A 14,156-nucleotide genomic window follows, 5' to 3' on the forward strand; every position below is an offset into this window, starting at 1 on the left:
CGTCCAAACAAATAGCTTTGCTCTTTCACTATCGTTAAATAGGCCTTATTTAACGCATAGGCACGCTCGGGAGAAGGGGTAATGATGTCGTATACTGAACTAGCACGCTGCACTTCTTCTGCCTTAACCATGCCTTTTTCATCAAACCACTTAGCCAGCATTTCTCCGTTTTGACGGAACTCATCGCCACCGCCCACGCGCTCCATATAAGAAAGGAACTCGCCTTTTTCCTCGTTAATATTTGGCACATCTTCAATTTCACGCAGGTCTATATAGCCCCACCCTGCTTGTCCGGGAACTTTCCGTGCAAATGAAAATGTTTGGTCGAAGGTTGACCCTACTGTTTTGTGACAGCCGTTACAAAACGCAAGCTCTTGATCGTGCTGTGCACGAAGTTCGCCCTGCTCATTTTCAATGAAGCCATTAATTGTCCAGCCAAAGCCGTTGTCTATCCCTTTTTCACCTAGGTAGCGGGTTTGGGGCAGCTTTTCAAAATGCTTATCTTTTGCTTCCGCATAATAGGCAGATGCTAAGCTTTCTCTGCTTCTGAACATATGCTTTTTCATGTAGCGCACTTCCTTCATACGCGGCGCGTTATAAATATTCCCGTTTTCATCCACGCCAATGTAGCGCACGGTATGTAAGAATTCTGTACCTTCGGGGTAAAGCATGTGCGCTAGCGGAACATCGCTTGCGTCGCCAACATAATGCGACAAACGAGCGATTTCAGTCACTGAATTGGTAAGTTTTCCGTCTTGGTTTACGTCAAGGTTCAACGCTAATTCGTTGACCGGCGCCACAGTTAACGTATCCAGCTCTTTAAGCGCCATTTCAACCAAGCTTAGGTTCAATGTATAGATAGCCTTATTATACTCGCCTTTTAGCGTTTGAAAGCTTTCAGGAAGCCTGATCATCGCATCGCCGGTTGACCCGTTAGTTGGCCAGAAGGTACTTGGGAATGGCTTGTAATTATACGACACCCATCCACTGCCATCTTTAGCAAAACCGTCGTCGTCAAACGCTTCGTCAGCAGCGCTCAAATTTTTAATACGCATGTAATCTGGCATGGCGTCATTGTTAAGCGAAGATGTGTAGTTATCTTGCGCTATATATTTTTTAATTGTGGCATCATCAATGCTCGCAATCAGTGATGTACGGTCAATAAACAGGTTTTTCCAGCTGTTCGTTAAGCCTACGTCAGAAAATTCGTAGTTACCCTGTAGTGTGCCATCACCCATTTGATTGGGACGCTTTTCCATTGAATCGTAACTTTGATGGCATGCGTAACACGGGTTGTTAACGCCTTCCGTTTTTGTGTAACACTGAGGAGGAATAACCGATTCAGGGTTATACACTTCATTGTGCTCAATATATGCCAGAGCGGGAATAGCATCGCCTTCTTGATAAGGGTATGTGTGCGCGCTGTCGGTCTTTTTCTGAGTAGATGAAGGCGCGTGTGCATCATTGGTGTAGCGAGATGAGCTTAGGTCGTAATTTGACTGATTGCTTACATCAGCCCCCGTGTCCTCGGTACATCCTGCACTGATAAGTAGTGAAAGTAGAATGCCTACACCTGAAGTAATTTTTAACATTTTCATAATCGTCACAACGGAAAAACCCGGGTACGTAGGGCCTGTTGACCTTTGTTGTACACCAAAGGTTAACAGGCCCTAGGTACCCGGAGTATTTTTAAATTAAAAAGAAAACTTACTTATCTGCTGGCTCATACATCCAAAGCGTATTGTTTTCTTGGAAACCGTCTTCTCCGATAAGAATACGGCCGTCGTTCATCACCACTACGTTATCTGGTTGAGAAAGCTGCTCAACGTCGCAACGCTCCGCGCCGGTTAGGCTTGAACGGTACGTACCGCCCATCACCACAGGTTCAATACGAGAGATGTTATAGCCTTCTTCAAGCTTGGCACGATAAACGCCACCACAGTCTTTAACACGAGCTGAAAGCTGCATATCGCCTTCACCGTCGATCATTGTGTTGTCGATATCTGCAATGCCGATGTAAAGATAAGCATTCTGTACCACTTCACCTTCGATAGTATCTACACCTTCGACCGCTTCTTTTGCGCGTTTCTGGTTGATTGAGATACCTTCCAGTTTTCTCCACTCTGCGGTAGCCCCTTTAAGACGTGCCGCTGCACGACTTTCTAAGAACGCAACGCGGTTATCCATCGGTTGACCTGCAGTTACGCTAGAGCCACCTTCCTCTACTGTTGGATAGGTCGCATCGCCATCAGCCCACGCCTGAACGTCGGCCATAGTGATGTAAGAGCTTTGGCCATCTACGTAATCGTCGGTACCAATTCCATTGTATTCATCAATCCATGCGCGAATAGTCAGGTTATCACCGCTAGCTAATTCCACCCATTCAACCGCAAAACCAGTTGTCGCAGGATCATTCTGACCTGCATCCTGAGTGAGCTTAGCGCCGTAGAGTGTACCTGCCGATAAGTCTTCAGCTGTGTCTGCGACAAACTTAAACAGTACGCCACCCGTATCATCTTGAGAAAGGTAAACCGTTTTGCCGTCAGGCATGACCGTTGAGTTCTCATGCTCGTAACGGCCCATGGCAAAATGCTTAACAATAACCGGCTCATCAGCCAACGGCTCTGTTACTTCCGCAATGTAGCCATAGTTGTAAGGGTTTGGCGCATCTGGCGCCGTCATTTGCCACATACGACTTAAGCGCGCATCTGTAGAAACGGCCTCTGGGTTATTCCAGCTTGGTGATGTTGTCGTATCCACCGCCGAATCAACCACCCACTCTTCTGAAGTAAGCGGTGTACCCCAAGGTGACATTGAACCAAAGCAGTTTGCCGCCGTTCCCCATACTGGCGAGAAGTCCAGCATCATGGCTTCAGTTACTTCCCACATACCGAACTCGTCTTTTTCAACTTTCATGCGGCTCATACCGCCAGGAAGCTCTTCCCAGTTCGAGAAAAGGTAACCTTCGCCTTCGGCGGTTGAGATGAAGCCGTTAAAATCAGGCATGTCATTTTCAAGAACCAACTCTTCGCCATCCAATGTGTAGATGTGACCTAAGCCTTCTGGTAGGTCAGTACCGAAAGTGTCGCCCGTTTGTCCGAGTACTTGATATTGACCAATGGCAGAAACCACCAGCTCTTTTTCTTCATCTGAGCTTGGTACAGGTGAATTTGGTAATGTTACTGGCAGATTGTTGAAATTAGCACCTGCAAGCACGCCCACTGTGCCGGTGTTGATAGGCATTGCATTTACACTGGTTGTCGCCGCATTAGTGCCAGACGGGTGCTGAACGTTAAAAAATAAATCGCCTTCGTCTGTTAAGAATATACCGGTCACTTCTGCACCAAGTGGAACCGTAGCGATACGTGTTAGCGTACCTGCACTATCACCTTGAGGACCTTGGTCGCCCACCGGGCCTTGATCTCCTACTGGGCCTTGCTCACCTACAGGGCCTTGTACACCGTCTTCGCCATCGTCACCTTCCAGTGAACAGGCAGTCATCCCTAGTGTTACAGCCAGTGCTATCGCTGAATACTTAATTCCACGAAGAGTTTCGCTTTTCATTATAGTTCCTTGCTTATACTTGTTTTCGATGTTGAGTGGAGGTAAGCAGAAGACTCACCTCAGTAAACGGTCTTAGCGGGCGAAAGTCTGGAGGACATTTGTGACATTCCGGTGACAGTGAATTGACACCAAAATGAAGCTTTGTTGACACAAGGGTCTGAAAAAACGAATAAAACAAATGCGAAGATTTACGAAGGCGCTGTAATCATTGGGATTATTGAATGCTCAATCAAGAAAACCTAAACCACTCAGTCAGTTTATGAATTATTTGTTTCACAATACTGGTCAGAGCTTTGTGCCCGTGAACACAACAGGACATAACTGCTTGAAAGTTGGATGGGCTAAAATGGAAAAAGAGGGTAGTTGGAGAAGGCAATTAGAGAAAGGCATGGTATAAGCTAACGGGCTACGCATTTCGCTACGGCCCGCTAGCCTGGTCGCTAAGTAATACTTAGTTTAAGACGGTAAGAGGATGATTATACATCTTTAATTTATTAACCAGATAATCTTCAAACTGCTTTGCAGTTTGTACATCACTACTGCGCTTAGGCCAAACCGCGAGAATTTTATAATCTAAAGCGGTTAAAGGTTTGAACAATACAAGGTGGTCATGTTCACCCTCGAATACCTTTTCGACCTGATCTAATCGATAAACAACGGCCAATCCTAAGTTGTCATTATCTGCCAAGATACTTTGCGTTCCCCAAGTCGCTACAACGCCCCACTCACCACGCTCGGCTTTAATCACCTGCATTCCATCGTGCGCCACTAGACCTGCGACAATATTATCCGATGGCTCTGATACAGAAACGCTGATGTGGGTGGTGGGGTCAAACGCATCAATTCGATAGTGCGTGGTAACGTCGATGCTGTCCGCTTTCGCATCAGACGATGACCACCCTTCGTAGCCAACCTCGAACTCAGCCCGCAACTGAGAGTTCGAGACTAATTGGTATTGCGTATTCTCTACATGCTGAAAGTGCATAACTGTCTGCGTTGAGGAGTCTTGGGTTTCTTGTTCTGTTAATCGACCTAGCGCACCCACGCCCAACGATTTACCAACTTTAAGCGCGTCTCCACCCCACGAAGATAAATTATGATAACTATCGTAGCCGTCTTGCCCCACCTCAGGTAATACTACACTGTCGTTCGCTTTAACAAAGACATCAATAGCGTTACGCCAATCAAGATAAAGGCGATAGCCCATTTGATCAGACTCCCAACCTGGTCCTTCGTAACGCAAAAAGTAAGAATGATCGGTCAATTGCGGAGGCGATGTGAATGAGGTAACTTCTTCAAAAGAAAAACCCTCAGCGCTATATACTGCGTCTTGCCACTCTCCTCCTGTTCTTACGGAAAGTTCAGCGTGTGCCCGGTCTTGGAGGTTAACATTCGTAGCTTGCTCAGGTGGCATAAGTTCCAATGACGCACTACTTCCTGGCGCAATGGATGCTGCACCTAGTAACACCGCTTGCCCTTCGCTATTCTCAATCCATTCTGACGGATATTGCTTTAACTTCCACCCCGAATATTGCGGGGGCAGAGATACTTCAAAAATTTGATCGCCGCTACCACCGTCTGCCGAATTTTTCACCTTAACAGACAAAGCCGAATTTATATCCCCTTGTGAGCAACTTGCCAATAATGGCACCAAAATTAGACCTATCTTACTAAATTTCATCACTTTTATGCTCTCCATCGGTTGTTAACGCATTTAACTAATTAACGATATTTATAAACAATATATTGACAAATGCCACCGGTGGCAATTATTTTAAATTTTGTTAACGAGATTTTTCAATTTAGTATGTCGATAAAATTCGTCATACCCATGAACCATTTAGTGAAAGGTAAATTACATGGTCAACTTTAGCCTAGAAGGTAAAACCGCATTAGTGACCGGAGCAAGTCGAGGTATAGGCCAAGCGCTTGCTTTAGCACTCGCCACTTCTGGCGCCTTCGTCATCTGCGCCAGTTCTCGACCAGGTGGATGTGACGAGACACTACGTAAAATTCAAAGTGAAGGTGGTCAAGCCATGGCATTAGATGCCGACCTCGCTGATGCCGACGCGGTAGTTAAACTTGCTGAAGATGCGTTAAGCATTAAAGGACACATCGACATCCTGCTGAATAACGGCGGCACTATTTTCAGAGCACCAGCAACCGACTTTCCTTTTGACGAGTGGAAAAACGTGCTTGCTGTCAACATCGATTCAGCTTTCCTACTTAGCCAAACTATTGGCAAGACGATGGTAGAACGGGGACAAGGCAAAATCATCAATATTGCATCAATGTTAAGTTATACAGGTGGCATCACCGTTCCTGCCTACACCGCGAGTAAGCACGCCATTGCGGGCCTTACGAAAGCGCTAGCAAACGAATGGGGCCAATACAATGTGCAGGTGAACGCAATTGCGCCAGGTTACATCAAAACCGATAACACCCAAGCACTGCAAGATGATGAAACGCGCAGTGCTGAAATTTGTGCCCGCATTCCAGCTAATCGCTGGGGGGAAAGTGATGATTTAGCAGGTGCGGCGGTATTTCTTGCGAGCGCAGCAAGCAATTACGTAAACGGCCATATCCTTGCTGTCGACGGCGGCTTTCTAGCACGTTAATTAACGAATGGGGGATACAGCCATGAGCGATAGAAAAGACATGAGCAAGAAAATAGACACCCGATATGCTATCGGTCGTAAAGAGGCCAATGCTTACAACACGCAAGAATTGCGTGACGCGTTTTTAGTCAACACCCTAATGACACAAGGTGAAGTCGTATGGATATACACCCACTACGAACGCTTTATGCTTGGAAGTGCCGTACCGACAACGTCAGCGCTAACGCTAGAAACCATTGAAGATCAGTTAAAGATGCCGTTCTTTACCGCCCGTCGCGAAGTCGGTGTAATTAATATCGGCGGGCCCGGAACCATTACTGTTTCAGGCACCACTTATCACCTAGATAATGAAGAGGCCTTGTACATCGGACAAGGCAATGAAGAAGTCATTTTTGAGTCGGACAATGCGTCCAATCCTGCCAAATATTACTTAAACTCGGCGCCGGCTCACCACGCCTATCCCTGCAAAAAAATAGGCAGCACAGATGCAAACATCCTTCACTTAGGCAGTCAGGAAACCTCCAACAAGCGTGATATCAAACAGTTACTTATCAATACTGTTGTCGATACTTGTCAGCTTCAAATGGGACTAACGCGTCTGCACAAAGGCTCCGTCTGGAACACCATGCCAGCTCATCAACATGACCGACGCAATGAAGTGTACTTTTACTTTGATATGGATAGCGAAAGCCGCGTATGTCACTTCATGGGCGAACCTCACGAAACTCGCCATATTTTTGTAGCGAATGAAGAAGCCGTGGTATCGCCACCTTGGTCCATTCATTGTGGTGTAGGTACTGGAAGCTATGCATTTATCTGGGGAATGGCAGGTGAAAACCTGGATTACGATGATATGGATAAGTTTCCGCCTTCACAGTTGCGTTAAGCAGCCCTGCTCTAATTAGGTGTAATGATTATGTTGCGGTATATAAAACTCACACTGTCAGCCACGGCCCTGTTGCTAACCTCGGCGTGTTCGCAAAATGAACTGCAAGGCGAAGTCACCGTATTGCGTTTGGGGCATACGTTGGACACTCAACACTCAGTACATAAAGCAATGGAATATCTTGGAGAGCGCCTAGATTACTATTCTGACGGTACAATGAGTGTGGTTATTTACCCGAGCAGCCAGCTGGGAACCGAGAGGGAGATGGTAGAACTGCTGCAGATTGGCTCACTCGCCATGACTAAGGTGTCGGCAAGTCCTTTGGAAGGGTTTGCTCCCGAAATGAAGATTTTTAGCATTCCTTACATTTTCCGCGATAACGAACACTTCTGGCGTGTATTAAACAGCGATTTAGGCGATGAGTTGTTATCTGGTGTTGAAGACTTCCGACTTAAAGGTCTCGGCTATTACGATGCGGGAAGCCGCAGTTTTTACACCAACGATAAACCAATAGAAACACCAAGCGATCTGAACGGGCTCAAAATTCGCGTATTGAACAGCCCTACTGCAGTAGCAACAGTTCGCGCACTTGGAGGAGCTGCAACCCCCGTTGCCTGGGGAGAACTGTACACTGCGCTTCAGCAAGGCGTTGTAGACGGCGCAGAGAATAACCCGCCCAGCTACTACCTTTCACGTCATTATGAAATTGCCCGTTACTACAGCCTTGACGAGCATACCAGTGTTCCAGACGTCATGCTGGCATCGCTGCCGGTATGGGAAAGTTTGAATGAACAGCAGCGAACGTGGCTAACCAAAGCAATGGAAGACTCTGTTGAATACCAACGCGAACTTTGGAAAACATCTACGCAAGCCTCTTTAGAAAAGGTAAAAGCCGAAGGCGTCACAGTTATTACGCCTGATAAAGCGCCTTTCGTTGAAGCGGTAAAGCCTTTTCATAAGAGCTTTGAAAACACGCCAATTGGCGACTTAATTACGCAAATAAAAGCGATGTAACAATGACAATAATACGCCTCATCGATAAAGCCTTAGCCGGCACCCTTATTATTGCCATGGTAAGTATTTTACTTACCGTAATTTGGCAAGTGGTCTCACGTTACGTACTTAAAGACCCTGCTTCGGTCACCGAAGAGTTGTCTAGGTTCATACTTATTTGGATTGGCATCTTAGGTGCGGCCTACGCCTATCGCCAAAACGCGCATTTGGGGTTCAACTTAATTGTTGAGCGTCAGTCTCGTAAAGTGAAACGCCTTCTACTTACCTCCGTTGAAGTCATTGTCATTATCTTCTGTGTTTTGGTGATGGTTTACGGCGGCGCTGAACTAGTGTCTCTTACATTAGAGCTAGAGCAAATCTCAGCAGCGCTAGGTGTGAAAATGGGCTTTATCTATAGCGTGCTTCCCTTATCTGGAGGCCTTATCATTGCCTATGCACTGGTTAACATTACTGCACTTTGGCGAAACAACAATAAGGAGTCAGCGTAATGGAACTGACCGGTATTATCTTAGTCGTCGCCTTTTTTGTACTCCTTCTTTTAAATGTTCCCATTTCAATCAGCATTGGTGTAGCCACGCTGCTTGCTATGATAATGAGCATGGACATTGCTCCGGCTACCATTACTATTGCCCAGCGTATGGCAGGTGGTCTTAATAGCTTTGCGCTCTTGGCAATCCCATTTTTTGTTTTATCTGGCCTTATCATGGGACGCGGCGGGATAGCCAAGCGATTAATTGAATGTGCAATGGCGCTTATTGGTGCGCTTCCCGGTGGTTTAGCCTTGGTGAACGTCGTTTCCTGCATGCTTTTTGGTGCAATTTCAGGGTCTGCGGTAGCGACTACATCTGCAATTGGCAGCTTCATGTTGCCCGAAATGAAAAAAGCGGGCTACGAGCCGAATTTTAGCGCAGCGGTCACTGCCGCTGCATCAACTACGGGAATGTTAATTCCACCAAGTAATATCTTAATTGTATACGCAATCGCTAGCGGTGGCGTATCCATCGCCGCCCTTTTTATGGCTGGCTATATTCCAGGCATTATGGTGGGTCTAGCGCTCATGCTGGTGTGCTTTATCTACGCAAAAATGAAGGGATACCCGCTATCGCCGCGACTTCCTATTAAAGTAGTTGTCGAAAAAACTATCGCAGCACTCCCTTCCCTATTCCTCATATTCATAGTGATTGGCGGCATTGTGGGCGGCGTTTTTACCGCTACCGAAGCTGGTGCCATTGCGGTGGTTTACTCATTGCTGTTAGCTGTGGTGTTTTATAAAGAAGTGGATGCGAAAGCCCTACCTGATATTTTCTTGAAGGCGGCAGAAACGACGGCAATTGTAATGCTGCTTATCGCGGCCTCAACGGCGATGTCTTGGCTATTGTCGTTTGAGAACATTCCGCAAACCTTAAGTAACGCACTGTTGTCGATAAGCGATAACCCATTACTTATTCTTCTCTTAATCAACCTATTGCTTATCGTAGTTGGTGCATTCTTGGATATGACACCTGCCGTACTTATTTTTACGCCCATATTTTTGCCGGTGGCCTTAGAACTTGGAATGAGCGAACTGCAATTCGGCATCATGCTCGTACTCAACCTGTCTATTGGATTGTGCTCACCGCCCGTCGGCGCCGTACTTTTCATTACCTGTGCCATTGCCAAAACCAAACTTGAGAACATCATTCGACCACTAATACCTTTATATGTGGCTATGTTTGTCGTTCTTATGCTAGTTACGTATGTCGCATGGTTCAGCGAAGCGCTACCACGAGCACTAGGATTTTAGTAAGGTAGAATCATCAAAACTGAAAAGTGTGGTCAGGCGGAGTTTGATCACACGAACTTTCACTTTTAAGTAACAAAAACATATTGCCCGTATTTGTATGGTAATATCGGAAGTAACGACATAATAGCGCGGAAAAACAGAGAATTATGAACAAGCGCCCGACTATCAATGATGTTGCAGCCCTAGCAGGTGTATCAAAACGTACCGTGTCACGCGTCATTAACGGTGCAACCAATGTGGGAAAAGCAACACGTGAGCGCATTGAAGCGGTCATTCAAGAAACGGGGTTTGCCCCTGACAAGCAAGCGCGTGGTTTAAGTACAAGCCGCTCTTACTTGATAGGCTTGATTTATGACAACCCCGATGCCTTGTATATAGACCAAGTACAAAGAGGCGTGTTAAGCATATGTTCTCAAAAGGGTTATGAGTTAGTTGTACACCCTTGTAGTTATAATGCCGAAGGTTTTGTAGAAGACTGTATTAACTTTGTGCGTCGTTCAAACATAGATGGTGTCATCATATTGCCACCGGTATCCGAATCGAAGTTATTAGCCGACGCGCTGCAACAAAAGAGCATTAACTATGTGCGAATGGCGTCAGTAGATTTAGATGACCATCAAAATATCGTAGTGAGTGACGACAGAGCTGCTTTAAGTGACTTAGCGCGCTATATGGTTTCACTAGGTCATAAAGACATTGGTATCATCAGCGGTCCGCAACAGTATTATTCCTCAAAAGAGCGTTTGGAAGGCTTTGTTGAAACGCTTAACGGCCTGGGTGTCGATGTACCTAAAAACAGGGTAATTGAGGGTAAAAACAGCTTTGAAAGCGGTATAGAATGCGCGCGTCAATTGCTTATTCAGTCACCACGAGTTAAAGCTATTTTTGCAAACAACGATGAAATGGCAGCAGGCGTATTGAAAGTGGCTCATGAAATGGGAATAACCGTACCTGACGAACTATCCGTCGCGGGGTTCGATGACAACCTACTTGCTGCCCGTGTAATCCCTGCCCTTACTACTGTTCAACGTCCCGTTGGCGATATGGCAGCTATCGCAGCGCGTAAAATCATCGCGCACATCGAAGGCAGTGAAGTTAGTGAAACCGAAACGTATCTGGTCAAACCTCACCTAATTATTCGCGATTCAATTAAAAAAGTGTGATTTTTTACAATGAAGTGTTGCTAACACTTCTTTTTCGACCTATTATGCCACCGGTGGCACGACAATAAAAAAGAATGTTAAAAATAAACAATTTGTAAACAGAGCGTAAAAAGCAACGTTTTCTAATCTATCGCTCTTTTTAAATACACAGTGCTTATTTAACAACGCTTAGCGGTTAAATAAGCCGTAAAGATAAAGCAGGACTTGTAATGGACGTTAAAACACAACTAGTTAAAGTGCATAATAACGATAACGTTGCGGTTGCAACCTGCCCTATCGTGGCTGGCACTTACATCGCTGAATATGACATTACAGTTAGCCAAGACATTCCTGCTGGCCATAAAGTTGCCTTAGTTACCCTGTCAGACGGTGGCGACATCGTAAAATATGGTTTCAGCATTGGTGCTGCAACAAGCCAAATTAATGCTGGTGAACATGTTCACAGCCATAACGCAAAGACTAAGTTAAAAGGCACTGAACAATACGTTTACGCGCCGTCAAATACCGCTTCAAAACAAAACCATCTTACTTCTGGGTTACAGTTCATGGGCTACAGAAGAGAAAATGGAAAAGTGGGTATTCGCAATGAAGTGTGGATCATCAATACCGTAGGCTGCGTAAATCGAACAGCAGACCGTATTGCCAACGAATGTAATCGCCGTTTCGCTAGCGAGTGCGACGGGTTCCGCGCATTTACCCACCCTTTTGGCTGTTCTCAGCTGGGCGATGATTTAGATGACACGCGCACTATCTTAGCCTCTCTCGCATCTCACCCGAACGCTGGTGCGGTGTTAATTGTAGGCTTGGGTTGCGAAAACAATCAGCTTAAGAGTTTACTGCCTCACGTTGATAAACCGGCAAATCGGGTTCGCTTCTACAACGCACAAGAAGTGGTAGATGAGTTAGAAGAAGGCGTCAATGCGGTTTATGACTTGTTAAAAGTAATGGCTAATGACAAACGTGAGCCTATCGACGCTAGCGAATTAACCTTAGGCATGAAGTGTGGTGGTAGCGACGCTTTTAGCGGTATTACTGCCAACCCAACAGTAGGGCGTGTTACCGATTTAATGTGTAATCTAGGTGGCTCGGTCATTTTAACCGAAACGCCAGAAATGTTTGGTGCCGAACAGCTCTTAATGAATCGCGCTAAAAACAAAGACGTATTTGAGGCGTTTAACTCGCTGATTGATGAGTTTAAGAACTACTTTATCGCCCACAACCAACCTATTTACGAAAACCCGTCTCCAGGCAATAAAGCTGGCGGATTAACCACGCTAGAAGAAAAGTCACTCGGCGCGGTTCAAAAAGGTGGAACCTCTATTATTCAGTCTATCTTGCAGTATGGCGAGCCAAAGCAAGACAAAGGCTTAAGTTTATTACAAGCACCTGGTAACGATGCCGTTAGTTCAACGGCGTTGGCAGCATCGGGGGCACATATCGTTTTATTCACCACAGGCCGAGGCACGCCCCTTGGTTTTCCTGTACCCACAGTCAAGATATCGTCAAATTCAGATATCGCTAATAAGAAGCCACATTGGATAGATTTTAACGCTGGACAAGTTCTAGAAGGCGTCTCTATCGATAAGTGTGCCGAAGCGCTACTCCAACATTGTTTGGCAGTGGCATCTGGTCAACAAACCTGCAACGAGAAGAATGGCAGCCATGAGATTGCTATTTGGAAACGTGGCGTCACCCTCTAAAAGAGAGCGTTATGGAATCGATATTATTACATGAAGATAGACTTTTTCCTGCCGATGAAGCAACCCGAAGTGTTGCAAAGGCGCTGTATAAGGAAATTCGAGATCTCCCTATCATAAGTCCACATGGCCATACTGACCCACGTTGGTTTGCACAAAACAATAATTTCACCAATGCAACCGAGTTGTTTATCACCCCTGATCACTATGTGTTCAGAATGCTGTATAGCCAAGGTATTAAATTAACCGATATTGGTGTGCCACGTTGGGACGGCGGCGAAACGGAAAAGGATCCACGTAAAATCTGGAAACTTCTGGCAGATAACTATCATCTATTTGCTGCCACACCATCGCGTTTGTGGTTAGACACTGTATTTCACGATGTATTTGGTTTGCGAGAGATGTTGTGTAGCGACAACGCAACGCATTATTACGACCACATCACTGCGCAGCTTCAAGGGGATGACTTTAAACCCCGTGCGCTGATGGACCGCTTCAATATTGAAGTGATTGCTACCACCGAAGGCGCGCTTGATGCCCTTCCCCATCACGCAGCGATTAAAGATACACCGTGGGCAAAGCGGGTTATCACCACCTTTAGACCTGATGATGTAGTCGATGCTTCACGCGAAGATATTGTTTCAAACATTGAGAAACTTGGTGAACTCACCGGTGAAGACACTGCAACCTGGCAGGGCTACCTGAACGCAATTCGTGCACGACGTGCCGTCTTTAGAGAGCACGGTGCGACAGCAACAGATCACGGACACCCAACGGCGAACACAGCTGATTTAAGTGAAGCTGAGTGTATTGCTTTATTCGATAAAGTAAGAAGCGGAAACAGTAACGCTGAAGAGCAAGAGCTATTTAGAGCCCAAATGCTTACCGAATTAGCGGGAATGAGTGTAGAAGACGGCATGGTGATGCAAATTCACCCTGGTTCGTTTAGAAACCACAACAGTCAGCTCTTTACACAGTTTGGTCGCGATAAAGGCCACGACATTCCAATGCAAACAGATTTTGTTAAAGCGCTTCGCCCGTTACTCGGTAAATACGGTAACGAGCCTAACCTCGACATTATTCTATTTACATTAGATGAAACCACGTACAGCCGTGAATTAGCACCACTTGCAGGCCACTACCCTTGCCTGAAACTTGGTCCTTCTTGGTGGTTCCACGATAGCCCTGAAGGCATGTTGCGCTTTAGACATCAAGTGACAGAAACCGCAGGTTTCTTCAATACTGTTGGTTTTAATGACGATACGCGCGCGTTCTTGTCTATTCCTGCACGTCATGATGTTGCCAGACGCATTGATTGTCGCTTCCTTGCACAGCTAGTTGTGGAGCACCGCATCAGTGAAACAGAAGCGGCCAGCATTGCAAGAAAACTAACTTATGATTTTGCTAAACAAGCGTACAAACTGGGGTAAT

11 protein-coding genes are annotated in these 14,156 nt (G+C 46.0%); 8 read left to right on the forward strand and 3 right to left on the reverse strand.

Annotated features, from left to right (window positions below; genetic code table 11):
* From QVA83_RS13840 to QVA83_RS13850, 3 genes are all read right to left on the reverse strand, one after another.
* The coding region (locus QVA83_RS13840; RefSeq protein ID WP_287498601.1) for an Aq_1262 family (lipo)protein at positions 1 to 1,598 on the reverse strand (1,598 nt) is incomplete at its 3' end.
* 109 nt (positions 1,599 to 1,707) lie between these two features.
* Positions 1,708 to 3,564, reverse strand: a complete 1,857-nt coding sequence (locus QVA83_RS13845) for an alkaline phosphatase PhoX (protein WP_156078507.1) — start codon at positions 3,562 to 3,564, stop codon at positions 1,708 to 1,710.
* Between the two features lie 451 nt (positions 3,565 to 4,015).
* Positions 4,016 to 5,245, reverse strand: coding sequence for a DUF4861 family protein (locus tag QVA83_RS13850; protein ID WP_156079121.1), 1,230 nt, complete (start codon positions 5,243 to 5,245; stop codon positions 4,016 to 4,018).
* A gap of 178 nt (positions 5,246 to 5,423) precedes the next feature.
* Between QVA83_RS13850 and kduD the strand changes: the two genes are divergently transcribed.
* The 8 genes from kduD to uxaC all read left to right on the forward strand — a co-directional run bounded on the left by kduD (position 5,424) and on the right by uxaC (position 14,155).
* Complete coding sequence (kduD, locus tag QVA83_RS13855; protein WP_014976831.1) at positions 5,424 to 6,182, forward strand: 2-dehydro-3-deoxy-D-gluconate 5-dehydrogenase KduD; 759 nt, start codon at positions 5,424 to 5,426, stop codon at positions 6,180 to 6,182.
* Between the two features lie 40 nt (positions 6,183 to 6,222).
* Positions 6,223 to 7,068: a 5-dehydro-4-deoxy-D-glucuronate isomerase gene (gene kduI, locus QVA83_RS13860; RefSeq protein WP_156079122.1), complete on the forward strand. Its 846-nt coding sequence runs from the start codon at positions 6,223 to 6,225 to the stop codon at positions 7,066 to 7,068.
* 30 nt (positions 7,069 to 7,098) lie between these two features.
* Complete coding sequence (locus QVA83_RS13865; protein WP_039225579.1) at positions 7,099 to 8,082, forward strand: TRAP transporter substrate-binding protein; 984 nt, start codon at positions 7,099 to 7,101, stop codon at positions 8,080 to 8,082.
* Between the two features lie 2 nt (positions 8,083 to 8,084).
* Positions 8,085 to 8,570: a TRAP transporter small permease gene (locus QVA83_RS13870; RefSeq protein WP_156078508.1), complete on the forward strand. Its 486-nt coding sequence runs from the start codon at positions 8,085 to 8,087 to the stop codon at positions 8,568 to 8,570.
* Positions 8,570 to 9,865 carry a TRAP transporter large permease gene (locus QVA83_RS13875; protein ID WP_156078509.1) on the forward strand — a complete coding sequence of 432 codons (1,296 nt, stop codon included), beginning with the start codon at positions 8,570 to 8,572 and terminating at the stop codon, positions 9,863 to 9,865. Before QVA83_RS13870 ends, QVA83_RS13875 begins: the two co-directional genes overlap by 1 nt.
* Positions 9,866 to 10,011: 146 nt before the next feature.
* Positions 10,012 to 11,028, forward strand: coding sequence for a LacI family DNA-binding transcriptional regulator (locus QVA83_RS13880; RefSeq protein ID WP_014949874.1), 1,017 nt, complete (start codon positions 10,012 to 10,014; stop codon positions 11,026 to 11,028).
* Positions 11,029 to 11,237: 209 nt separating this feature from the next.
* On the forward strand, positions 11,238 to 12,728 hold the full coding sequence (locus QVA83_RS13885; protein ID WP_061486045.1) for a UxaA family hydrolase: 1,491 nt from the start codon (positions 11,238 to 11,240) through the stop codon (positions 12,726 to 12,728).
* A gap of 11 nt (positions 12,729 to 12,739) precedes the next feature.
* The gene (gene uxaC / locus QVA83_RS13890) at positions 12,740 to 14,155 is read left to right on the forward strand and encodes a glucuronate isomerase (RefSeq protein ID WP_039225321.1); all 1,416 of its coding nucleotides are present in this window, start codon (positions 12,740 to 12,742) and stop codon (positions 14,153 to 14,155) included.
* Position 14,156 lies beyond the last annotated feature (1 nt).

It is taken from the genome of Alteromonas sp. AO-Serp, from assembly GCF_017849675.1.
Taxonomy (GTDB): Bacteria; Pseudomonadota; Gammaproteobacteria; order Enterobacterales; family Alteromonadaceae; genus Alteromonas; species Alteromonas macleodii.